General features: G+C 55.1%; 23 protein-coding genes. 1 reads left to right on the forward strand and 22 read right to left on the reverse strand.

Features of this window, described 5'->3' with window-relative positions:
- Nucleotides 1–1,235: sodium/proton-translocating pyrophosphatase (locus FJ146_14915; GenBank protein MBM4253259.1), on the forward strand; the 1,235-nt coding region annotated here is incomplete at its 5' end.
- A 30-nt stretch (nt 1,236–1,265) separates the two neighbouring features.
- On the opposite strand, the gene FJ146_14920 is transcribed toward FJ146_14915, so the two are convergent.
- The 22 genes from FJ146_14920 to FJ146_15025 all read right to left on the reverse strand — a co-directional run bounded on the left by FJ146_14920 (nt 1,266) and on the right by FJ146_15025 (nt 23,865).
- Nucleotides 1,266–2,498 carry an NAD(P)/FAD-dependent oxidoreductase gene (locus FJ146_14920; protein MBM4253260.1) on the reverse strand — a complete coding sequence of 411 codons (1,233 nt, stop codon included), beginning with the start codon at nt 2,496–2,498 and terminating at the stop codon, nt 1,266–1,268.
- 47 nt (nt 2,499–2,545) lie between these two features.
- Nucleotides 2,546–3,265: a hypothetical protein gene (locus FJ146_14925; protein ID MBM4253261.1), complete on the reverse strand. Its 720-nt coding sequence runs from the start codon at nt 3,263–3,265 to the stop codon at nt 2,546–2,548.
- A gap of 123 nt (nt 3,266–3,388) precedes the next feature.
- Nucleotides 3,389–4,540 (reverse strand): CoA transferase, encoded by a 1,152-nt coding sequence (locus FJ146_14930; protein ID MBM4253262.1) that lies wholly within the window; start codon nt 4,538–4,540, stop codon nt 3,389–3,391.
- On the reverse strand, nt 4,537–5,628 hold the full coding sequence (locus FJ146_14935) for an undecaprenyldiphospho-muramoylpentapeptide beta-N-acetylglucosaminyltransferase (GenBank protein ID MBM4253263.1): 1,092 nt from the start codon (nt 5,626–5,628) through the stop codon (nt 4,537–4,539). The genes FJ146_14930 and FJ146_14935 overlap by 4 nt, the downstream gene beginning before the upstream one ends.
- Entirely contained in the window at nt 5,618–6,607 is a 990-nt protein-coding gene (locus FJ146_14940) for a dipeptide ABC transporter ATP-binding protein (protein MBM4253264.1), read from the reverse strand. The genes FJ146_14935 and FJ146_14940 overlap by 11 nt, the downstream gene beginning before the upstream one ends.
- A gap of 53 nt (nt 6,608–6,660) precedes the next feature.
- On the reverse strand, nt 6,661–7,638 hold the full coding sequence (locus tag FJ146_14945) for an ABC transporter ATP-binding protein (GenBank protein MBM4253265.1): 978 nt from the start codon (nt 7,636–7,638) through the stop codon (nt 6,661–6,663).
- 119 nt (nt 7,639–7,757) lie between these two features.
- The gene (locus FJ146_14950) at nt 7,758–8,453 is read right to left on the reverse strand and encodes a hypothetical protein (GenBank protein MBM4253266.1); all 696 of its coding nucleotides are present in this window, start codon (nt 8,451–8,453) and stop codon (nt 7,758–7,760) included.
- Nucleotides 8,453–10,228: a tetratricopeptide repeat protein gene (locus tag FJ146_14955; protein ID MBM4253267.1), complete on the reverse strand. Its 1,776-nt coding sequence runs from the start codon at nt 10,226–10,228 to the stop codon at nt 8,453–8,455. The genes FJ146_14950 and FJ146_14955 overlap by 1 nt, the downstream gene beginning before the upstream one ends.
- Before the next feature lie 46 nt (nt 10,229–10,274).
- Complete coding sequence (truA, locus tag FJ146_14960) at nt 10,275–11,087, reverse strand: tRNA pseudouridine(38-40) synthase TruA (protein MBM4253268.1); 813 nt, start codon at nt 11,085–11,087, stop codon at nt 10,275–10,277.
- Nucleotides 11,084–12,169 carry a hypothetical protein gene (locus tag FJ146_14965; GenBank protein ID MBM4253269.1) on the reverse strand — a complete coding sequence of 362 codons (1,086 nt, stop codon included), beginning with the start codon at nt 12,167–12,169 and terminating at the stop codon, nt 11,084–11,086. Before FJ146_14965 ends, truA begins: the two co-directional genes overlap by 4 nt.
- Nucleotides 12,170–12,208: 39 nt before the next feature.
- Complete coding sequence (locus FJ146_14970; protein MBM4253270.1) at nt 12,209–13,177, reverse strand: aspartate-semialdehyde dehydrogenase; 969 nt, start codon at nt 13,175–13,177, stop codon at nt 12,209–12,211.
- Between the two features lie 41 nt (nt 13,178–13,218).
- Nucleotides 13,219–14,085: a CDP-diacylglycerol--serine O-phosphatidyltransferase gene (gene pssA, locus FJ146_14975; protein ID MBM4253271.1), complete on the reverse strand. Its 867-nt coding sequence runs from the start codon at nt 14,083–14,085 to the stop codon at nt 13,219–13,221.
- Entirely contained in the window at nt 14,082–14,846 is a 765-nt protein-coding gene (locus FJ146_14980) for a hypothetical protein (protein ID MBM4253272.1), read from the reverse strand. The genes pssA and FJ146_14980 overlap by 4 nt, the downstream gene beginning before the upstream one ends.
- Before the next feature lie 11 nt (nt 14,847–14,857).
- Nucleotides 14,858–16,603, reverse strand: coding sequence for an RIP metalloprotease RseP (gene rseP / locus FJ146_14985; GenBank protein MBM4253273.1), 1,746 nt, complete (start codon nt 16,601–16,603; stop codon nt 14,858–14,860).
- Between the two features lie 30 nt (nt 16,604–16,633).
- The gene (locus FJ146_14990; protein ID MBM4253274.1) at nt 16,634–17,578 is read right to left on the reverse strand and encodes a hypothetical protein; all 945 of its coding nucleotides are present in this window, start codon (nt 17,576–17,578) and stop codon (nt 16,634–16,636) included.
- A gap of 1 nt (nt 17,579) precedes the next feature.
- Nucleotides 17,580–18,401: an isoprenyl transferase gene (locus tag FJ146_14995; protein ID MBM4253275.1), complete on the reverse strand. Its 822-nt coding sequence runs from the start codon at nt 18,399–18,401 to the stop codon at nt 17,580–17,582.
- A 100-nt stretch (nt 18,402–18,501) separates the two neighbouring features.
- Entirely contained in the window at nt 18,502–19,197 is a 696-nt protein-coding gene (locus FJ146_15000; protein ID MBM4253276.1) for a hypothetical protein, read from the reverse strand.
- On the reverse strand, nt 19,194–20,441 hold the full coding sequence (locus tag FJ146_15005) for an AI-2E family transporter (protein ID MBM4253277.1): 1,248 nt from the start codon (nt 20,439–20,441) through the stop codon (nt 19,194–19,196). Before FJ146_15005 ends, FJ146_15000 begins: the two co-directional genes overlap by 4 nt.
- Nucleotides 20,317–21,204, reverse strand: a complete 888-nt coding sequence (prmC, locus tag FJ146_15010; protein ID MBM4253278.1) for a peptide chain release factor N(5)-glutamine methyltransferase — start codon at nt 21,202–21,204, stop codon at nt 20,317–20,319. The genes FJ146_15005 and prmC overlap by 125 nt, the downstream gene beginning before the upstream one ends.
- Nucleotides 21,201–22,274 (reverse strand): peptide chain release factor 1, encoded by a 1,074-nt coding sequence (gene prfA / locus FJ146_15015; GenBank protein MBM4253279.1) that lies wholly within the window; start codon nt 22,272–22,274, stop codon nt 21,201–21,203. Before prfA ends, prmC begins: the two co-directional genes overlap by 4 nt.
- Before the next feature lie 41 nt (nt 22,275–22,315).
- A complete protein-coding gene (gene rpmE, locus FJ146_15020; GenBank protein MBM4253280.1) occupies nt 22,316–22,516 on the reverse strand; it encodes a 50S ribosomal protein L31 in 201 nt (66 codons plus the stop codon).
- 101 nt (nt 22,517–22,617) lie between these two features.
- Complete coding sequence (locus FJ146_15025; GenBank protein ID MBM4253281.1) at nt 22,618–23,865, reverse strand: transcription termination factor Rho; 1,248 nt, start codon at nt 23,863–23,865, stop codon at nt 22,618–22,620.
- Nucleotides 23,866–24,172 lie beyond the last annotated feature (307 nt).

Here is a 24,172-nt window from a genome sequence, read left to right on the forward strand (position 1 = left end):
CGCTTGGCAAAGACAGCACCGCTGTCGAGCCCGTCCTGAAGCGTCAGCTACTGATCTCCACCGTGCTGATGTCTATCGCTATCTATCTCGTCACCGACAAAGTGATGGTTGAGTCGTTTACTGTCGGCACCACCGTCGTGACTAAAACAGGAGTACTTGCCTCCATCCTAGCGGGTTTGTGGTCGGGTCTTCTGATCGGCTACGTGACCGAGTACTACACCTCGCACTCTTACGCTCCGGTTCGTTCGATCGCCAAGGCTTCCGAAACTGGCGCCGCCACCAACATCATCTACGGCCTCAGCGTAGGTTACAAATCCGCATTGATTCCAGTCATAGCTATCGCTGCTACCGCTTACGTCTCCTGGACCTACGCCGGTATGTACGGTATCGCTATCGCCGCGATCGGCATGATCTCGACTATTGCGATCGGCCTCACCATTGATGCTTACGGTCCCGTTTCGGACAACGCTGGCGGTATCGCTGAGATGGCGGAGCTAGGCAAAGAAATCCGCAGCCGCACCGACACTCTCGACGCCGCTGGCAACACTACGGCTGCAATCGGCAAAGGCTTCGCCATCGGCTCGGCCGTTCTGACTGCTCTTGCCCTATTTGCTGCGTTTCTAACACGCGCTAAGATCGACAGCGTCAACCTTCTGTCCCCGACAGTTTTTGCCGGTCTTTTGGTCGGTGGCGTATTGCCATTCATCTTCACCTCGCAAACCATGCTGGCCGTAGGCCAAGCAGCAAACGCAATGATCGAAGAAGTGCGTCGCCAATTCCGTACCATTCCGGGCCTCCTCCAAGGCAAGGCGCGTCCTGACTACCGCACTTGTGTGGCCATTTCGACCACTGCTGCACTGAAGCGCATGGTACCTCCAGGTATCCTAGTTCTCGCCAGCCCACTCGTTGTTGGTGTACTCTTCGGCGTTCAAGCCCTTGCTGGTCTGCTCGCTGGATCGCTCATCTGTGGTGTGGTGATGGCTCTGTCGTCGTCCAACTCCGGTGGCGCTTGGGACAACGCCAAGAAGTTTATCGAGACTGGTAAACACGGTGGTAAGGGCTCAGATGCTCACAAAGCCGCGGTTGTTGGTGACACCGTTGGTGACCCGTTCAAAGACACATCGGGCCCATCACTCAACATCTTGATGAAGCTGATGGCGATCCTCAGCCTCGTGTTTGTGCCGTTCATCGTCACAGCTCACGAAGCCGTACTCGCCGCTCTGGGCCTCAAGTAAGTCGCCCGCTCAAGTCGAAGACTAAAGCTGTTAGCAATCTAGGCCAAGCGATGCCACCATCGCTTGGCCAGCAATCCAAGCGGTGGTCCAAGCCGCCTGGAAGTTAAACCCACCAGTAATTCCGTCGACTGCCAAGACTTCTCCGGCAAAATAAAGCCCAGGTACCACACGACTCTCAAGCGTGCGAAAGTCTATCTCTTTCAAAGTGACGCCACCTGCCGAGACAAATTCCTCTTTAAATACGCCTTTGCCCGTAATGCGGTACTGACCAGCATGAATCTCACTTGTGAGGCGCTCGATGTGCTGGCGCGTTAGGTCGGCATAGGTGAGGTCGTTTCCAATGCCGCCTACACTGACCAAGGTCTCCCAAAAGCGTCGCGGCAAATCAGCGTAGGGGCCATTTTTGAGCACTATCCGCCGCGCATGCTCGCTCTTATACTGGCGCAGCGTTGCCTCGATTTGAGCGGCCGTCATAGAGGGAAGAAAATTAATCCCAAGCGACGCCTGATAGCCCGTACGATGTAAATCCACAGCACCAAAGGCGGACAGTTTTAACACCGCGGGCCCGCTCAGTCCCCAGTGGGTGATAAGCATGGGGCCGCGGCGCTCCAGCTTCTTACTTCCGTCGCACTTTAGCGTCAGCGCGACATCAGTAAACGCAACACCGGCCAAATCCTGGAGTCTTTGATCTTTGATATTGAAGGTAAAGAGCGAAGGTACATGCGGCTCAATCTTATGACCAAGCCCTGCCGCCAACTCCCAGCCTACTGGAGCGCTACCAGTGGCTATCATGAGTCGGTCTGCCATGATTTCCGCACCGTCTTTGAGACGCAACTGGAACAGACCCGTGTCATGACGACGCAACGTAACCACAGAAGCACCCAGGCGAATTTCCACGCCAGCTTTGGCGGCAGCGCCCTCGAGACAGGTAGCGATCGTCGCCGCCTGATCGGTGACGGGAAACATCCGCCCGTCTGCCTCAACCTTTAACTTAACCCCTCGCCCCTCAAACCATGCCACCGTATCCCGCGGCTGAAAGCGCGTAAACGCACTGCGTAGCTCGCGACTGCCGCGCGGATAATTATCAATGAGTTTAGCGGGATCAAAACAGTGGTGGGTGACATTGCAGCGGCCTCCTCCCGACAGATGTACCTTAGTCAGGACACGACGGGTCGCCTCTAAAAGTATGACGCGCACCGCAGGATTCAGCTCAGCGGCTCTGATAGCGGCAAAATAGCCAGCCGCTCCGCCACCGATAATCACGATGACGGGATTTCTGACTAATGACGTTTGCTCAGGCGATGACAATGTTAATTACGCTCTGGCCCCGGTATGACGCCGTGTTGTGGGATTGGCGGTAAGTCCTGCGTAGGCTCCGTCGCCCAGTAATTGACAGGTATCGCAGGTATCGACGGTAAGCCATTGGCGGCAGCTGCCGCCGCAGCCATGGGCGCCTCGACCTGACGCGCACGTGAGGATTTTGGCCGCCTCTTACGAGGCCCGCGACTAATAGGGCGGATGCCCCACAGTATGATCTGGATCGCCAAAATCGTGAAGAAAACGGCACCAGCCACCAAAGCACCAAAAATCATGATTTCCTTGATACTGGTGTGCTCTTTGGAGTGATCTATAGGTAGGGATTCGATACTAAAGTTGACCACCGGGGTGTCGCCAGCCTCAGTTGACTCAGTCCGGTAGCCGCTTGCCTTGATGGAGCGCACCAACTCTTGGCGCGCCTGCCTAATGACTTCAGGCGGCAGGTCGGAGGTCAGCGTGACCGCTAATTTCACCTGCGTGATCAGGGGCTCAGCCTTGGTCGCATCGAAATCGACAGCGGTACCGACATCGACATGTTCAGGGGGATCCTGGCCGACTTCTTTAAAGAACTGATCCAAGGTCGAGCGCACTAGTCCGTCTAGTTTAGTCGAAACAGCTTGCTGAGCTCCTTCAAGGGCCTCCTTGGGTACTGCTCGCGCCACTGAGGCATGGAGTGCCAGGAGGAAGCTACAGACAAACAGAGTGCGGGTCATTGGAAAAGCCCTTTTATTACAGATGGATAAATAAATTTAAAGGCATGAATCACAGCAAAGACTAAACATATCAAAATTTAGATCCAAAGCTCAAGCACTCAAAAACCAGGTGCCTCTGGACCACTAGGACCCAAGCCAATCCTGCAAAATCTCCTGTCGATGTCCGTTCAACGCTGGTGGCGCCCTTAACAACCCCGGCTCGCTCACCAGCGGTGACCGCAGCAGATCAATCTCGGTACCATCCGCCTGAGTTGCCTTGACGACAAAGCGACGCTCTGACGCAAGCTTACTGCTCATCAGGGTCTGGAGATCCCAAATTGGCCCACAAGGGACGCCAGAGGCACCAAGCAGCGACTCCCAAACGGCCGTATTTTTTGCCTGCATTATGGTAGCTACGATGGGGACTAACTCATCACGTCTTTGCACGCGCCCATCATTGGTTAAGAATCGCTGATCGACTGCAAGATCCACGCGCCCTGCGGCCGCACAAAACCGCTGCCACTGCTGATCGTTGCCAACTGCTAAGACGATCCACCCATCCGCGGATGCAAACACTTCATACGGGACAATTTGGGCGTGCGCGTTACCTTGTCGTGCCGGCACCTTAGCGGTGGACACGTAGCTCTGACCTACATTCGCCATGGTCGCCACAGCGCAATCCACTAGCGATAACTCCACCGCTAGCCCCTGCCCGGTCAGCGTGCGATGACGCACTGCCGCAAGTATGGCGATCGCTGCATAAAGCCCCGTTACAATGTCGGCAATGGCGACGCCAAATTTATAGGGTGGTCCCTCTTTTGGACCCGTCGCCGCCATCATGCCGCTCATCGCTTGGACGACAAAATCATAACCTGGGCGTCCGGCAGAACTCCCAGTGCGGCCAAAACCCGAGAGCGAACAAATAATCAGATTTGGATTTATTTTGTGGAGAGACGATGCATCCACTTGGAGATGCTTGGTGGTATCTACCTTAAAGTTCTCAATCAGAATATCGGCCTTAGCAACAAGCTTTTGCCAAATATGACGGTCATCAGCCGCGCGCAAATCCAGAGCGATAGATCTCTTGCCGCGATTACACGCAAGAAAGTATGCGCTCAAAGTCCCCACATAAGGAGGCCCCCAACCTCTGGTCTCATCGCCGCCCTGCGGTTGTTCGATCTTGATCACATCGGCGCCAAGGTCAGCGAGCACCTGGCCGGCATAGGGTCCGGCGAGCACCCGTGAAGCATCCATGACGCGCAGACCCACTAGACTTGAAGCTAGAGTGTCCGTCATGAGGGCAGTACCGTGAGGCCTGCAGCTTCGCCCAGAGTCGCTATAATGCGATCAGCAGCGCCCGTTGAGTCGTGCAAACTCTGCGCTTTGCGGATGGTATCGCCGCTCGTCATCAAATCACTGATTGCTGCTTTAAAACTTTCTGGATTTAGATCTTTCTCGCGGAGGACCAGGGCCCAGCCCTGACGCTCGAAAGACGCCGCGTTGATGACTTGGTCACCACGGCTACCCTGCTCGAGAGGGATAAGCAGCATGGGTTTACGCAAGGCAAGCACCTCAAAGAGTGAGTTAGCGCCAGCGCGACCAATGACAAAATCTGCTAGGGCATAGATGTCCCGCATCTCGCTCGTGACAAATTCAAAACTCTTATAATGTGGGTGTATAAAGCCAATTCCTTTACCAGGACCCGTTAGATGGACCACCATGGCTCGCTCCACCAACCACGGTAAAATCGCCAGGAGCGAGTCATTGATACGCTGCGCTCCTTGACTGCCCCCCATAACTAGAATGGTTGGGAGATCGTGACGCGTGAACCCACATAGCTGCCGACCCCGTATCTTATCACCGGCAAAAAGCTCAGGCCTGATCGGCGTACCCACTTGCTCGGCGTTGGTGCTTAGATATTTGCTAGTCTCGGGGAAGGTATAAAGCAGCTTTCGGGCCACGGGCTTGATGAGTCGATTAGCCAGGCCCGGGGTAACGTCTGATTCGTGTGAAATAACTGGAATTCTCAGTACCCACGCAGCCCACGCCACTGGCACGGCAACAAAGCCGCCTTTACTAAAAAGTACATCCGGTTTTTTGCGCCAAAGTAGCCAGAATGCCTGCAGACAACCAATGCCTACTTTGAAGAGATCGACAAAGTTGCGCCACGACGCATAGCGCCGTAATTTCCCGGTAGCGATGGCATGAAATTCTATGCCTTGATCTGCAACTAATTTACCCTCTAGGCCCGCTGATCCGACATAAAATACCGTCCAACCACGAGCTCGCATGGCCGGTAACAGCGCAAAATGCGGCGTCACATGGCCGGCAGTGCCGCCACCAGTCAAGCACACGCGAAAGCCTTGCTTCTTTTCATTCAGCATAATGGCACGACACCAAGTGTTGGGAGTCAGACTGACCGATATTCCTACTTATATTCCGTAGCTGCGGGGCCTCTCGCTGGCAGCGCTCTGTCGCCTTGGGACAGCGCGGATGGAAATAACATCCCGTGGGCGGATTAATCGGACTAGGCACATCTCCACCCAGAATTTGCCGCTCTTTCCTGGCGCCTAACTCAGGAATCGGAATCGCTTCTATGAGAGCTTGGGTATAAGGATGAGCAGGTCGCGCGTATAGATTTTTCGATGACGTGTATTCGACAATCTTACCTAAGTACATGACCGCAACTTGATCGCTGATGTGCTCGATCACGGCTAGGTCATGCGCCACAAAAATATAGGAAAGCTTAAATTCTTTACGCAGATCAACCAACAGATTCAAAATCTGCGACTGGATCGATACATCGAGCGCACTGACGGGTTCGTCGGCGACTATCAGTTTAGGCTGTAGAGCAATAGCACGCGCAATGCCGACGCGTTGCCTCTGGCCACCTGAGAATTCGTGTGGATAGCGGTCATGAGCATCCGCGGGGAGTCCAACAGTCTCAAGTAATTTGCGCACCTTCGCGGCAATCTCAACACTGGATCCCAGCTTGTGAATGATAAATGGTTCGGCTAGCACCTGGCCGATAGTCATCCGAGGATTGAGAGACGAGAAGGGATCTTGAAAAATGATCTGGAGATCGCGCCTTTTGGCACGCATGTCCTGTGGACTTAAACTCAAAAGATCGACACCGTCAAAGCGAATCTCGCCGGCAGTTGGTTCGTAAAGGCGTAGTAGAGATCGCCCTAACGTGGACTTGCCACACCCTGATTCGCCAACTAATCCTAAAGTCTCGCCGTGACCTAGAGTAAAACTGACGTCATCGACTGCATGAACCTTGGCAACTGGCTTACCGAAGAATCCACCACGAATTGGGAAGTACTTCTTTAGACCTTTAACCTCTAACAGTGGCGCTGACATGGATTCACCAATCAAGTCATTATTTGAGTCGCTGCCTGTAAGTCTCAGACGGATTAGGCTGACGGCGTCAGCCAACACGCTGCATCGTGATGTGGCATCACGGCGCGCAAACGTGGTTCTTGCTCACGACACCTATCGTGCACATTGGAGCAACGATCTTGAAAACGACATCCACGCGGGAGATTAGCTAGGCTTGGTACAGTGCCTTCGATCGTGGGCAAATATTCCTGCTTTTGCCCTAGCCTTGGCATACTGTTCATCAAACCACGCGTATAAGGATGCGACGGATTCCGGAATATGGCCTCAACGCTGCCCTGCTCCACGATACGCCCTGCATACATCACAATCACCTGGTCACAGACTTCAGCGACGACACCAAGATCGTGGGTGATCAGGAGTATCGACATATTGAGCTCACGCTGCAGATCTGCCATGAGCTGAAGGATCTGAGCCTGTATCGTCACGTCTAGCGCCGTAGTTGGCTCGTCAGCGATCAAAAGCTCAGGACGACAAGCCAGCGCCATCGCAATCATGACGCGCTGCCGCATACCTCCCGAGAGTTGATGCGGATATTCGTCAATGCGCAGCTCGGGCGCGGGAATCTTAACTAAGCGCAGCATGGCGATGGCACGCTCACGCGCCTCTTTCTTGGACGCGCCTTGATGGATGCGAAATACCTCGCCAATCTGATTACCGATCGTGAACACAGGATTAAGGCTAGTCATCGGCTCCTGAAAAATCATGCTGATCCGATTCCCCCGGATCTTGCGCATCTCCGGCTCCGCCATACTGACTAGATCATCGTTGCCAAAGTAAATCTTACTCTCAGGCTCAATACGGCCAGGCGGTGATTGAATGAGGCGCAGGATTGAGAGCGAGGTCACGCTCTTACCGCAACCAGATTCACCGACGAGTCCGACGGTCTCACCTTTTTTGATGGCAAAACTCACGTCGTCAACAGCCCGGATGACCCCACGATCCGTCCGAAAGCTGGTGACCAAATGTTCAACCCGCAGCAGGGAGTCTGTCATAGAAAATCCAGGTTAAGGCGCCGATTGCTAACTGTAATTTAGCTTTTTATCGGCACATCGGCAAGCCCACCCAAGGCTCATCAGATTTCGTCAGGACTGGTCCGACCGTGGTCGCAGGCTCACTGATCTTCAAGCCGCGTGAAGTTTAGGCTAAAATCGCCAACGCCTTTCAAGGTTACTACCCGGCTCTGACCCCGTGGTAAACACCAGTTCATCGTCTCGCGAAAGAGCCAGTGATGCCGCCAAGAGACGTGCGCACACGGAGGCGTATCTCCTTCCCGTGTTGGTAGCCGCGCGTTAATCGTCCGCGCACCGTCGTCTATGGTCAACACCTGGTAGTCGCCTTCCTGCATAACGTCCTGCACATAGGCCAACCATGATTGAGGAAATCGTGCATGCAGCATACAAGGCACTTCGTCAGCTTTGATGCCAACAAAATCCCCCCCGACCAACACTCTGTTAGCGCTACCGACCTGAATCACCGGCACACGCGACGCTAGGGCCCCGCGCAACCTAATTTGCGCAGCTTGATGTTTAGCTCCTAAGATAGTGTTGCCTAGTGGATCGGTCACCTCGAGCTCCCAAAAGTCCAGGTCGCGAGCGATCCAACTCACTTCAGCACTGCCGAGTATATCGCCGTTCCTGAACACCTGTGCAGAGGCAGCGCCATCTCCGGGATTACAGCGCCCAAAATAGGGAAACACCGCCTTTGGTACCGTCGGCGGCGGCATCGGCGCCAGAGTCTGACACCCAGTGATGAGACGGACGCCCAAGATCAGGGACGCCAAAGACGTGAACTCTCCAAATCTGAACATCAATCTCCCGCCTTCACCTTTTTTTCGATGCGCAGTCTATCTGGCTCCTCAAGGTTACCTTTGAGGGCTCGCTGATAGAGAGACTTTGCAGCTTCTTTTTGACCTAGGGCTTTCTTGGCGTCACCTAAATGCTCATAGATGACACCCTCGTTTGGCTCAATTTTTACAGCTTCTTCGAGCGTTGCTTGGGCTTTTTTGTAGTCGCCACGCTGGTAGTAAAGCCAACCCAGGGAATCGAGGTAAAAACCGTCTTTGGGTTTGAGTTTAAGCGCCGTTTGGATGAGCTTTTCAGCCTCTTCCAGATTTTCACCTTTCTCTGCAAAAAGATAACCGAGAAAGTTAAAGGCACTACTGTTTTCTGGATCAACCTTAATCACTTCGCGCATGGTTTTAATGCAGCCATCGCGATCTCCGATCTTCTCCTGATAAACACCCTTTATGAACAGTAGACGCGGTTTATCAGGATACCGCTTGTAACCTGCATCAGCGGCATTGACGGCATCTTCGTGTTTACCCAGATCACCGTAAACACCAGCAATGACGCCGTAGGCCTCCCAGGTCAACTGGGGATCGGCGAGTAATTTTTGCCCGAGATTAAAGAGTGACTCGCCACTTTTCTTAGCCTTTGACATGAGTAGGAATGACCGGACGTCAGCATCCAGGCGTAGCGGTGAATTGGCGCGAATTTGATCATAAAGAGCCAAAGCTTGATCGGTATGATCCATACGTTCATGGGCAAAAGCCGCGAGGTATTTGACGCGGTCCGATTCAGGATATTCCAACACGAGCTTATCAAGTAGGGCTGCCGCCTCTTTGTCCTTCTTGAGTTCCCAGAGCAGTATCGCCTTTTGCATCTGTACTGCTGGTTTAGCCTGACCACCTTGTTTGATCATTTCATCGAGCAGTTCAACAGCACTCTCCATGTTGCCGAGCTCGCGATAAAGTTCGATCATGCGACCCGTAAGCTCTTCATCTGTAGGATCAAAATGGTAGAGCTGTTCGTAGATGCGGACTGCTTGTTTCAGCTTACCATTCAGCTGCAGGGTCACGGCGTAGATCTGTGTAAGTTGCGGATTACTGCTCTGCATCTCCCAAGCGCGACGTGCCGGGGTTAAGGCCTCTTTATACTGCGAATTGCTGAGATAAAGGCGCCCAAGCTGCGACCAGCCACTGACAGACGATGGCACGTTCTTAGTTAATTCTTTAGCGACGACGATCGCCTTATAAACTTGTTTATTGTTTTGATAGAGCTCCGTGAGCTCTAGGTAGGCTGCCTCGTGGCGGGGATCAAGCTCGACACACTTTTCTAGCTGCAAGATGGCTTCATCAGATTTACCCTCACTAGCGAGCAAATCCCCGTACAGATAACGCAGCTGCGCCTCACGCGGATAGAGCAGAACCATTTTACGCGCGTCTACCAAGGCTTCGGACCTGTCCCCCGACGAGGCCCGAGCGGCCAAGACTTTGCCCCCAAGAAAAGGGGTTGGATCCAAACTGTATGCCGCCTCGAAAAGCTGTAACGCCTTCTTGGCATCGCGCTCTTTCAGAGCAGCAAACTCGGCAGCCATAAAGTAATAGCTAGCCGTGGCGCGCCTTTGCGACGGTGACCAAAGGGTTAGCGGTACTTTGCTCGGATCCTCCGGCTCTGGCGGGGCCAAAGTTGCCGGATCCTTGTATTGTTTCATGAGCGGATTTTGGCCTGACTTACTGCCCGTGCTCCGGCACGCGCTGAGCCCGATTACTATCACAACCCAAATCGCTGGCTTGAGTCCCATAGGGCTCCTTTAGGGTATTCGTCGCTAGTGTGAACTCATTCCATGATTAAACCGCAAAGCTGGGCGGCGGTGCAAAGATTTCGAACAAAAGTGGGTCGTCCTCATAAAAGACACGGACCAGGGTCAGCCCTTGCGCCGGCGCCGTGCGCCCGGCGACGCGCCGATCACGCGCCTCGAGCATGGCATCGATGGCATGTGATTGGTACTTACCTAGACCGATATCAACTAAAGTGCCTACCATCGTGCGGACCATTTGCTTCAAAAAGCCTCGTCCGATCACCCAAAACTCGAGCAGCGGACCAGAGCGCGCAATATGAACCCGCAGCACCGTGCGCTCACGTGTCTTGGCCGACGAATCCACGGCACAGAACGAGGTGAAATCGTAGGTGCCCACCAGCGACTGGGCAGCGGCTTGCATCGCCTCCAGGTCAAGAGACGGCACGACTTGCCACGCATAAGGATCGACCCATGGATTACGAGTGATACCCGTCCACACGCGGTACCGATAGGCTTTACCCTGCGCTGCAAGAATGGGATGAAAAGAAGAGTCGACAGGCCTAAGACTGGTCACCCCTATCTCACGCGGCAACAGACCGTGAAGACTCTTGGTCCATGCCCTAGCGTCGCAAGGCACCGGTGTCGTAAAAGTCGCCACTTGGTGCTCCGCATGCACACCGGTGTCGGTGCGCCCCGCGCCGGTGATGCGCACCTTATGCCGGAGCATGGTCGTTAGCGCAGCCTCTAAATGATCTTGGATGCTACCGCCCTGCGGCTGCGTCTGCCAACCGAGAAAAGGCGTTCCGATGTACTGCAAGTCCAGGCGGTACTTCTGGCCTTGCGGTTGTTCGCCGTCGCTCACTTGACGGTCTCAAAGGTGAAGGCGAGACCGATCACATTGCGGCCAAAGGTGAAGGTGCTACCAGCCGGCTGTCCGACGGTACGAATCCACTCCATAAATGGCGACAGATAGACGCCACCGATACCGATATTGCGTAAGGACGCACTAGACTCTTCGTCCAAGGCGTTTAAGAGTATGTTTGCGGCAGCGCCGACGACAATCGCGTTGCGCCAGCCCGTATTAGTGAGCGTCCGGTCATTCGACACCGTCACCGCACTGAGATCAGGCGGCATCGGCGTCATGCCGCCACGAAGTCCCGTCAGACGGGTCGACGTGGTGGTGCCGCCAGTAGTGGTGGTCGACGTGCCCGTTGAGGTGGTGGTTGTCGTCGTGCCCGTGGTTGAGGTGGCCGCTTGTTTTTGATTCCGCGTCTCTTGAAAGTACAGGCGCTCCCATCCAGCCCAGCCGTCGATCACCAGCCATTTTTTCGGAAACGGCGTTATCTCCATGGTGAATAACGCCTGCAACGGTATGAGTAGCAAGGTCGTCGGACCGTTTTGATCGCGGGATACATCCGCTGCAGAAAGTCCACCTAGATCAGACGCCTGACTGTTTGAAACCAGCGCGGCGTTACCGTCATCGGAGTAGTAGCCAAACCTGAGACCCACCCCCATGGTGGCGAACCAATCCCAAGCAAACCAATCCATCCCGATTTGGGGATAATCTTTAGCCTTACCGTAGAGCGAGTCATAATGTTTGATCTGATCGCGAAACGTAGGGCGGGCATACATCAGCCTAACTCGGTAGCTCCCAAAGACGATGTCGCTCCGCCGCGGATTAAACCTGGACAACTTAGAGCTCTCGGCTTTTTGCACTGGAGCCGGAGCTGATTCCACGACAGGTGCGGGAGCAGGCTCAGCGGCAGGTGTGGCGACGGACTCAGGGGACACTTCGGGTTCGGCCGCGGTCACTGGCTCGGTCGAAGGCGCAGACTCCGCTGTAGCCTCAGTTTGAGCCACAACGGGCGTAGTCGCTCCCATCATGACAGCCGTGGCAACAGCGACCGACGCAGCACTGCGGAGCATCCATGCCCATTCCCGCATAACTAACTCCTACCCCGGAGATTGAGTTGTCATTCACCTTTAAGCTGGCGCTCCAACGAGTGCCCCAAGTATCTGCACGGCGTTTGTCGCTGCACCCTTCTTCAGGTTATCAGCGACGTTCCAGAATTGCAGCCACGTTGAACTGCTATGTCCATGCTGTAGCCTCACCCGGCTTACAAACACACGACCATCGCCAGTGACCTTACGCGGAGTTGGTTGGGCGGCATGGTCGTCGATCTCGTTCAAGACGATACCTGGTGCCCGTCTAAAGGCCGCCAACGCTTCCTCACGGGTGATAGCCTTCTTGAGTTTCACCGTCACCATTTCGCCGTGGCAATGGAAGGTCGGCACGCGCACCGTCGAAGCCAGGACGTCAAGACTTGGAAGCTCCATAATCTTCCGCGTCTCCTGGACCATTTTCACTTCTTCGTAACAGTGGCCAGCACTGTCGTAGACGTCGATCCCTGGCAGTAAGTTGAAAGCAATCGGCTGCGCGTAAGCTTTGGGCTCGACCTCTTGAAACTTCATCTTGGCTTCAAGTTGCGCCGCCAGCTCGGCGATCCCTTTTTGTCCCGTACCAGAGACCGACTGATAGGTGGCCACCTGCACTAAGTCGAGACCAAAAAGATCGGCTAGCGGCTTGAGAGCAACCACCATCTGGATCGTTGAGCAATTCGGGTTAGCGATAATTTGTGGCTTAGCATCACGCTTGAGGAGATGGCCATTGACCTCAGGTACAACTAGCGCACTGTGAGGATCCATGCGCCACGCACTGCTGTTATCGATCACGATCGAGCCTTGTGCGACTAGCGCCTTGCTGTGCTCTTTCGAAAACGACCCGCCGGCGCTCATCAGCACGTAGGGAATACCCTGCAGGGCTTCGGTAGTAAAAGCTTCCACCTCTAGGGTGCGACCACGAAACGTTACTTTCGCACCCTTAGACCGCGGCGAGGCAAACAAGCGTACATTGATATCTTTGATGTTGGACTCTTCGAGGTCGCGAATCATCTCGCGACCTACAGCGCCAGTTGCGCCGACTACAGCTACGTTCACGGAAATTTAGCTCCTTCTGTATCGTCAGAATAATCGTGATCGGGTTCGATGATGGAGTGATCTTCGAGGGGAGTGAAGATCTCGTCGTCCTCGGTGAGCTTTTTCCAGCCCAGAGCCCATTCGACAGGACCACTAAGAGCATAAAATGCGGCAAAAAGAAAGCCGAGAGCCTCAGGCTGATAGGCCAAAAGTGTAATCACAAAGATCGACACAGCCAAAACCCGGAACGGTTTGACACCCTTGACCTTCAGCACTTTATGGCTGCGGTACACAATGTTGCTCACCATGGCAAACGACAGGAGGGGAGCAACAGTCAGTAAAAACGCCGCCTTAAATCCAGCCGCCGGGACATATTGGTTATAAAGTCCGCCCAGCCAAGTCGTTGGATCGGTACCAAGCTCATTGGTGACCAAGATAAAGGTCGCGACGACAAAGGCCGCCATGGGGATCGGTAAACCCGTGAAGTCCCCGGCCGCCTTACCGATCGAACTCTGCACGTTGAACCGTGCCAGGCGAAGGGCACCACAGGCCATAAAGAGAAAACATATGAGCCAGCCCACGCGACCAAAATTGCTCAGGCTGTATTGATGCATCATGATGGCCGGAGCGCAGCCAAAAGACACGAGGTCGCAAAGTGAGTCGAACTGGACGCCAAACTCGCTAGTCCCCTTAGTGAGACGAGCAACACGCCCATCCAAAACGTCAAACACCGCCGCGAGCAAAATGGCGGCACCGGCAGGAGCCCACTCGCCGACCAGAGATTTATTGATGGCAAAAAAGCCCCAGAACAAGTTCCCTGCAGTGAGTAGGTTGGGGAGTATGTAAACCGCACCACCGAGTTTAGGCCGTTTCACTGCGATCACTCCTTAGCTGATGAGCTATTAGTCGGGGCTAAAAGTTTTTCCTCCGCCGTCGATAGGCGCAGGTATTTGGGCTCTGGCATATCTGCTTTAAAGTCGCTTGGCCAGGCCGCAGCAATTTGATCTGCCATCGTTGCCATGGCAAGGCGGCAGGCTTGAGCTGGTGCCATCACCGCAATCTTGCGCTGGCGCTTGGCAGCTAGGTCACTGAGTAGTGGCCAATCGCCAATCGAAATGAGTTGGCAGCTTGGGGGCAGCTCCCCGAGTAACTCAGGTATGCGCTCGTCGCAGTCGACCAAAGACGCAGCCATCGACAGCACGGAACTGTCGGGCGCCGGCGCCACAGTGGCGAACCCATGCGTTTTCGTCGCCGGCAAGAACACCGCGACGTCACTACTCTCGGCAATGGCCAGGGCTGTGGCCTCAAGGGCCGAGACCGCTAGCATGGGCATAGGTTTACTGGATGCCGTCGCCAGGCCATAGGCGAAGGCTAGACCCACTTTGATACCAGTGAATGATCCCGGCCCAGCACCAACAGCCATCCCGCCCAACTGGTCGAAACGCATATTCAGTGCCGCTAAGCCTTGCTGCGTCAGACTGCTGATGGCTTGGAGCGCTCCCATATTTTCATTGTGGGCACCGTGCCAGAGTATTCTCTCCGTCCCCACCTTGTCGCTCGCAGACGCATCAATGATCGCTACTTGCACTCCCAAGATACTAGCGTCGACAAAAAGCACGGGTACAGCGGACATGATGCTTACCATCAGCGGGACCTCTACTTAAAAATGCCTACTACACTTTCCAACATGGAACGCCAAAAACGGCTGAAGTCATTGTAAGTGGCTAAGACCACCAGAGCCAAGACCATTGCAAAGCCCAGTTTTTGAAAATTCTCGATAGCCGAAGTTGGAAGTGGCCGACGCCTTAATCCCTCCAAACTAATCAGGACCAGCTGTCCGCCGTCTAGCACCGGGATTGGGAAGAGATTGATCAGACCAAGGTTGATGCTAATCAAGGCCATCGACCCAAGAAACATTTGCCACCCGCGACGCGCCGAGTCTCCCGCCACCTTGGCAATTAGTATGGGACCACCGAGCGCTTTGAGCGGGATTTCACCGCTAACCAGGCTGGCTAAATTCTGCACCAGCTCGTAGCTCTGATCACCTGTCTGCTTGATGCCAAAGGCCAGCGCAGCCAGTGGGTTCCCATATTTTTCGATCACTGGTTCGGGTTCAATGAGCTGTCCCCAGAATGCCACAGGCAAGGTGTATAGGGTGGCTACGCCCTCGGGCCTTTGTATCTCCACCCCCTTAAGCGCAATCCTGATGTCCTGCACCGTGTCATCGTCACGTTGCACGGTCAAAGTCACTTCGGGAGCGTTATTGGCCAAAAGCTTCTCGCGCAGCATATAGACATCCGTGATGTCGACACCGTTCCAAGTCAGGATGAGGTCGCCCTTGCGCAGGGGAGCCGTTTCGCCCGGAGCTGCCTCCATCACTGCCACTGTCAATTCACTGCCGCGGAGACCAAGTCGGCTCATGAAATCGCGATCGGCCAGCCCACCCACATGCGCAGTCTCCAAAGACAGGAATAGCCTGCGTTCCTGTGCGTCTGGCGCCGCCGTTGGTGATTTACCGCTAGCGCGCGACTCAGCCAGTTCAGGTAGCGGAGTCTCAACCGCGGTCACCTCGACCTTATCACCCAGTTTAGCCGCCTCACGTAAAGCCGCCACCAGTTCTGGATAAAATTTGATGACGCGCGCGGCACCACCGACCTGAACTTTAGTGATCTTATCTCCGGTCCTAAGACCCGCCACTCCAGCCGGGGATGACGCAGCCAGTACCGTCACGACTGGTGCCGGTCGGCCCAACGCCACACCCGCGCGGCCTATCGAGGCTTTCCGCCCCATCATGTCCGTGGCCTCTACAGCATCGGGCGTTAACTGCAGCGTGACGTCCTCGCCGGATTCGCGCTTAACTAGGACGGTCAGAGGCTTGCCAGGCGCCTTGGATACCATCTCTTCGATGTCGCGCCAGGTCTTGACCTCACGCTGATCGATCCGGAGTACCAAATCACCGTACCGAAGGCCGGCGCGCGCTGCAGCACTGCCACTTATCACCTCACCAATCAACGCCGGCGGATGAGGCATGCCGCTAAATCCGAGCACACTGTAAACAACAACGGCTAGGAGAAAGTTGGCGGCTGGTCCGGCGATAATGGTCGCCGCGCGCTTTGGCAGCGAGGCGGCCAAAAAACTAATCCCAGCGAGCCCGGCTGGAACCTCCTCACTCGGATGAGAGCCGGCAAATTTAACAAATCCCCCAAGGGGAATCGCACTGATTTGGTACACGGTGCCGCGCCGTTTGAACGACAAAAGCTGTGGACCAAAGCCGATCGAAAACGTCTCGACGGCAATACCACACCAGCGGCCCACCAAGTAGTGGCCGAGTTCGTGAATGAACACCAGCAGTCCGAGTAGAATCACAACCGCCGGGATCGGATGCGAAAGAAACTGGCTCACGGGCTATCCTGTCTTGCTCAACCGAGTTTATCAGGGGACGGGAAGAGTGAGCGGAACTCCCCTAAAGTAGTAGAGAATAGCCCAAATTACCGGAGCCGCAAAGAGAATGCCGTCGACCCGGTCTAAGAAACCACCGTGACCAGGAATCAGCACCCCCGAATCCTTGACACCGGAAAAGCGCTTGAAGGTCGACTCCACCAAATCACCCAGCTGGGCGGCAATACCGCCTGCCATCGCCAATCTGGTCATGAATCCAAACGATCCGAGGGCATTCAGAAAGATTAAATTGACTAAATGGGCACCGACGACGCTGGCCAAAACGCCAGCAATGGCGCCTTCCCAGGTCTTTTTCGGCGAGATCACGGGTGCCAATTTACGATCACCCAGAATTTTGCCGCCGTAGTAGCGGCCACCAAAATAGGCGCCCGTGTCACCACACCAGGTCACCGCCATCAGAAGGAGAACGTAGCGCGCGTTCGGCCCAGCGCGGTACAAAAACCAGACGATGACCCACGGCAAAGCGCCGTAGCACAGCGAAATGAGAATACCGAACGCCCGTCCGGCTGCGACATCGATGTCCTTGGATGAGAAGACACCAATCAGCAGCGCCATAAATGCCGCAAAGGCCACCGAACCAACCGCTACCTCGGCCGTGTCAGAGACACTGGCAATCAGTACGGCCCAGCCGAGAAAAACCGTTATGGCGGGAAAAACGTACACCTGCGGCAGCCGATGGCCGGTGATGGGGTCGATTTGCGGCGCGGGATTAGCCGCTAGCTTACGGTCCAAGGCCGGCAGGACCATCATCGCCATTTCACTGACCGACAAGGTGCAGCTGAACAGCAAGAACAGCACAACAAACCACGATGGACCAAAAAGAAAGGCGAACAGCGTCAGTGGCAATAAAATGGCCGCCGCCGCCACGCGCTTACGCAGGTTACTCCAATTCTGTATCTGCAACATCCCGATCGGCATATCAGTCGTGGCACTCAGCAGTTAGTGGCATCTCGTCACAAGCGACCTCGCCGCTGCGCGCTGCTGGGTCGGCATCCTCTGCCAGAAGACCAAAGCGGCGCTGGCGACTGGTATACTCGTACAGAGCCTGCACGAGCTGATCCTTGCGAAAATCAGGCCAATGGATATCGGTAAAATAAAACTCCGTATACGCCATTTGCCACAGCATGAAGTTGGAAAGCCGCTGCTCACCACTTGTGCGAATGAGCAGATCAGGTGCGGGCAGGTCACAGTTGTACATAGCCCCAGCCACGACATCGGCATTGATGTCTTGCAGCGCCAACTCGCCTGACTGAACGCGTCTAGCCACACTACGACAAGCGTCGACAATTTCGGACCGGCCGCCGTAGCTGAGCGCAATATTGAGGACAAGCCCGTTACAATCGCCGAGAAACTCCTGTGTTTCCCGCAGTATTTTTTGTGATTTTTCTGGTAGGCGCTCAATACGCCCCATGACGCGCAGCTGCACGTTATTGGCCCGAAGCTCCTCACGCTCCTTCAAAAGATACGTGTTGAGTAGTGTCATGATGGCCAGGACTTCGTGCGAAGGTCGCCCCCAGTTTTCCTCACTAAAGGCGTAAAGAGATAGCACCTTGATCCCAAGCTGATCGGCGGCTTCCACCACCGCACGGACACTGTCTGCACCACACCGGTGGCCAAATACACGCGGACGACCGCGCGACTTAGCCCATCGCCCGTTACCGTCCATGATGATGGCAACATGGTTCGGCATAAGCTCGCGCTTAAGATGTTTTGCCAATTCCGGAAGCCGCTTGTCAGTCATCTGGAGTGCCCATACCACCTTGTAGTTTAAGGCTCCTTGGTATCACAGCGCACTTATGACGTCTACGCATTTGCAACGATAAGCCAAAGACTTCGGGGATCTAAGCACCATCGATGATTAAGACAAAGTTAAGCTTAGTCCCGAGTTTCTCTGCATGCCTGACCAACTCTGCGAGGTTGCCGCTCAAAAACTCTTCGCTAGCCCCAGTGATATCCAGAGCCAAAAAGGCGCGGCGACTGGCGCCAAAAGCCTGCTGGCAACTCCCCAATAGATGCTTCAAGCGGTAGGGCGTATCCATAATGACCATGGGTCGCGTCATCCCCGCGGCAGCTCTTAGGGCCGTGAGCCTGCGCCCCGGCTCCTGCGGCAGAAACCCCAGATAATGAAAGGCCCAGCAATCGAAGGGACAGGCCGCAATAGCCGCGGTCAGCGAGCTTGGTCCCGGAATCACCTGAACCTTCGCCCCTAGCCTATAGGCTATAGACACCAAATCACGCCCTGGATCCGCTAAACCAGGCGTCCCTTGGTCGCTCATGTAAGCCACCCATTGGCCCTTTTTGAGAGCAGCCTCACACTCAGCTAGTGTGTGCTTTTGATCGTGTTCGGAGTAGCGTAGATAGTCGCGATGAACACCTGCCGCCTTGAGAAAGCTGCGCGCCGGTCTGTCCTCCTCAAAAATGAGGAGATCAGCATGACGCAGGGCGTCCAGGCTGCGCTGCGGTATGTCACTAGGATCACCAATATGGGTGGATGCCATCGTCAAGCGTCCACGGCCGTCGGTCGCCACCAAATTCACTGTGAAGCTTTGCCTCCGCCATATGCGCGCGACCGCAAATAGTACGGCTTAATCGCCACGAGCAGGACTTTGATCATGGCCGAGACGGGCACTGCCAGAAGCACGCCCCAAAAGCCAAACCAATCTGCAAAGGCGAGCACCGAGAGCAGTAGCACTAGAGGATAGATCCCAACTCTGTCGCCTAAGACTCGAGGCGTGACCAAAGCCCCGTCTACCGCTTGCACAACGATAAACACCGAGATCACACCCAGAACCTGCCCCCAACCACTGAAATTGGACAGTAGGACAATCGCACTGAGAACCCCACCAACCACCACATCGAGATAGGGGATGATGCGGCAAATTCCGGCCACCATCCCAATCAGAAAGGCGGACTGCAAGCCAACAATGTTGAAGCCGATAATGTAAAGAACCCCGAGGATCCCTGCGACAATCGCTTGCCCCTTAAGCACACTACGAAAGGTCCGATTGGTGACAGCAAGTAACCGGCGTACCGACGGTTGTAGATCCCGCGGCACCAAATCACCTGCTGTCTTAGCGATGATCGGATAGTCCTTCAGCATGAAAAAATGGAGCACTGGCAAGAGCACCAGATAGACTATGCCGCCAGCGACCGACGTTCCTGTCTTCCAAATCCCAACGATGTTCGCCTGCGCATGTTGCGTCAGACGCCCGATGAGATGGCTAGCGCCAAAGACTTCAGAAAAATCATCGGGACTGATGACACCGAGATCAGCAAGCTGGTGACTGATTACCGGCAGCCAATGCTGCTGCACGACGCGTGCTGCATCGGGAAGTAAATGTCCGATGAGGAGCATCTGCTGATACAGCACTGGTACCAGCTTGAAGACACCAAAAATAATCAGCGCCGTGGATCCAAGGATCAAACTTAAAGCGGCTATGTTGCGCGGCACACCGCGACGCTCCAGTCCGTCAACGAGTGGCAGCAACAGATAGGTCAAAAATGCGCCCACTAAAATAGGCAGCATCAAAGCGCCATAGACCGTCGCCGTGACGAGAAAGAGACCCAAGACGGCCACGGAAAACCATAGCAAGCGCCGCAGTCCCGTCCAGTCTAGAGTCTGATTCCCATTCTGATTCTGGTCGCTCTGATTTTCTTCACTCACCGGCCCACTCCGCCTGGATGACGCGGTCACGCCGCTCCCAGTCTTTGTGACAAGTGACGTGACTCCAACCAGCCTCAGCCAGGATGGCCATGACTGCAGCCGCCTGGGTGTAGCCAATTTCCAGAGCCAAGTGCCCACCTTTTTTCAGGACGCTTGGTGCTGTGACCGCCAGGGAACGGTAAAAACTAAGGCCATCGGGAGCCGCAAACAAAGCATGCAAGGGCTCAAAACCGAGCACCGAATTAGGGAGCGATGCACGTTCGTCGGGTCGGATGTAAGGCGGATTAGACACCAATAAATCAAAACGTTCGCCAACCTGCCAAACGTCACTCTGCAAAGCATCGCAGCGACGGAAGGACACGGTAGCGCCGAGCTTGGTCGCGTTGCTCGTGGCGACACCCAGTGCGCCCTCGTCAATGTCCCAGGCGCTGATCTGCGCATCCGGACGTTTGAGGGCTAGCGACAGGGCAATACAACCGCTGCCAGTACCAACGTCTAGAATGGCTGGAGCCTCGATGTCTTTTACCAGCGCTAGTGCGGCCTCTACCAAAATTTCGGTATCCGGTCTTGGGACCAGTACTTCTGGACCGACGCTGAACTCGTAGCCCATGAACTCTTTGACACCCGTAATGTAGGCCACGGGCTCGCCTTGCGAGCGCCGCTTTAAGTTGGCCTTGAAGGGCTCGCGTTCATGCGCCGTGAGCGGCTTATCAAATTCGGTATAAAGCTGAATCCGCGTGAGTCCTAGGCTATGCGCCAGAAGCACCTCAGCATCGAGGCGTGGTGATGACGTCTGACCGCTCTCTGTCAGATAGGTCGTCGACCAGGTAAGCACCCGGCCTATAGTCCAAAGACTGTCCCCACCCGCTGCGGTACTCATATTTTGACCGCTAACTCCTGCTGCAACAGCTCGGTCTGGTGATGCGTACCGAGCGCATCAAGAACCTCACCAATGTCGCCTTCCATGATCGCATCCAACCGGTACAGTGTAAGATTAATCCGGTGATCCGTCATCCTACCTTGCGGAAAATTATACGTACGGATGCGCTCACTGCGATCGCCCGAGCCTACCTGGCTGCGACGCGAGGCGCTAATCTCTTGCTGCTGCTCGGTGATGGCCTTTTCTAACAGTCGGGCCTTGAGGATCTTCATGGCTTTGTCGCGGTTCTTGTGCTGCGAGCGCTCGTCCTGGCATTCCACGACCAGACCACTGGGCTTGTGCACTAATCGCACTGCCGAGTCGGTGGTGTTGACGTGCTGCCCACCAGCTCCCGACGATCTCGCTACCGTCATCTCGACATCGGCTGGATTGAGCTCCACCTCAACATCGTCGGCCTCAGGGAGGATCGCTACCGTGCAAGCACTGGTGTGAATCCGCCCTTGGTTCTCCGTGGCTGGAACACGTTGCACACGGTGCACACCGCTCTCAAACTTGAGCCGACTGAATACGCCCTGGCCTTCGACGAGGCAGATTATTTCCTTGAATCCGCCAGCGGCAGACGTGGTCGAACTAAGCACCTCGGTACGCCACCGCTGCCGATCGGCATAGCGCGTGTACATGCGGAATAAATCCGCTGCAAATAACGAGGCCTCGTCACCACCCGTGCCGGCACGAATTTCAAGAATCACGTTCTTGTCATCGTTGGGATCTTTGGGCAGGGACAAGATGATGAGACGCTTCTCGGTAGCCGCCAGCTCGTCTTCGAGCCGCGCTAGCTCCTCTTTGGCCATGGCCAACATCTCGGGATCTTTTTCCGCAACGAGCAATGCCTTGGCTTCATCGCGCTCTTGCTTGAGACGCTTGAAGACACGGTACACGGTCACGAGCTCCTCGATCGAGGCCCGCTCTTTGGTCAGCCGCGTCATATCGGCGCCTTTGAGGGTCCCCGAGGCGAGCGCGTCTTCTAGATCGTTGAATCGGCGCTCTACGCCGTCGAGATTATCGAACATAGCGGGTCACCAGGCGGCGGCTTAGGCCGCCGTGACTAAGCTCACTTCTTGCCGTATTTCTTCTGGAACTTTTCGATGCGGCCGGCGGTGTCGACCAGCTTCACTTTACCAGTGAAGAAGGGGTGACATGCACTGCAGATCTCAAGACGGATCTCACTGCGGGCTGATTTCGTCTTAAAGGTGTGGCCACAGGCGCAGGAAACTTGGGCTTCACCGTACTCGGGATGGATGCCTTCTCTCATGACTATCTTACCTTTCTCTACTCTAAACTCTTATCTACGCCGGTTCTTAGCCGGTGATCGTTATACCTGATACTCGAAACTGCCCAAACCCAGTGAGTCTCTCAACCGTTCATCGACTCAATGAACTCAGCATTGGTCTTAGACTTGTCGATCTTATCGAGGAGGAACTCCATCGCATCGACCGGGTTCAGAGGCTGCAGCAATTTGCGCAGAATCCACATACGGTTTAGAACGTCTTTTGGCAAGAGCAGATCTTCCTTACGGGTGCCCGACTTGTTCAGGTCCATAGCTGGGAAGGTCCGTTTTTCCGATAACTTACGGTCCAAATGGATCTCCATGTTACCGGTACCCTTGAATTCCTCGAAAATGACCTCGTCCATCCGCGAGCCCGTGTCGATAAGGGCCGTAGCGATGATGGTCAAGGATCCACCCTCTTCGATATTCCGCGCTGCACCAAAGAAGCGCTTAGGCTTATGCAGCGCATTGGAATCAACACCGCCCGAGAGAATCTTGCCCGACGGCGGCACGACGCTGTTGTAGGCGCGTGCAAGCCTCGTGATCGAGTCGAGCAAAATCACGACGTCTTTCTTATGCTCGACCAGACGCTTCGCTTTTTCGATAACCATTTCAGCAACTTGGACGTGGCGCTGCGCCGGCTCGTCGAAGGTGGAGCTGATGACTTCACCACGGACCGAGCGCTCCATGTCCGTCACCTCTTCAGGACGCTCGTCAATCAAGAGAACGATCAGGACGACGTCCGGATGGTTCTTGGCCAGAGCCGAGGCAATATCCTGGAGGAGCATGGTCTTACCAGTGCGCGGCGGTGCCACGATCAGCGACCGTTGACCCTTGCCGATCGGTGCCAAGAGGTCGAGAATCCGCGTCGAATGACTCTTCGGATTCCACTCCATCTTGAACTTTTCCATCGGATAGAGCGGGGTCAAGTTATCGAAGATGATCTTCTCAAACTCAGGATCAGGCGCCGAACCGTTGACGTTTTCGACCTTGAGCAGGGCGAAGTAACGCTCACTGTCCTTGGGCGGACGAATCTGACCCGATACGGTGTCGCCAGTGCGCAGGTTAAAGCGCCTAATCTGGGACGGTGACACGTAGATATCATCCGGACCCGGGAGATAGTTGTAGTCAGGAGCGCGCAAGAAGCCGAAGCCGTCTGGCAGCGTCTCAAGCACACCCTCGCCGTAGATGACGCCACCACGCTCAGCCTGGCCCTGCAGCAGCGCAAAGATCAGCTCCTGCTTGCGCATGTTGGGAGCGCCCTCGATCCCAAGCTCTTTAGCCATCTTGTTGAGGTCGGCGATCCGCTTTTCCTTCAACTCGGTCAGATTGATGGTCGGGACGTCATCGTTGATCTCAGGCTCTGCCGGCTCGACCACGGTCGGAGGGGGCACTGGAGCATTAGCTGCCGCAGTCTTGGCTGTTTTCTTCGCCTTCGTCGGGGTCGCGTCGGACATGGCTTGTTCTCGCTTAGTAACTAGGTAGGTGCGTTAAGTGTCTAGAGATCTGGGTTATAACTGGATCGTGGGAAACCGACTGCTGTGCTGAGTGTTTACCTGGGAACACAGTCAAAACGGCCACTGTTATGGTGCCCTAAGGCGGCTCAACACCAGTTGGTTATGAAACAACCTACTAATGGAA

The sequence above is a fragment of the Deltaproteobacteria bacterium genome, from assembly GCA_016874735.1.
Lineage (GTDB): Bacteria > Bdellovibrionota_B > Oligoflexia > Oligoflexales > CAIYRB01 > CAIYRB01.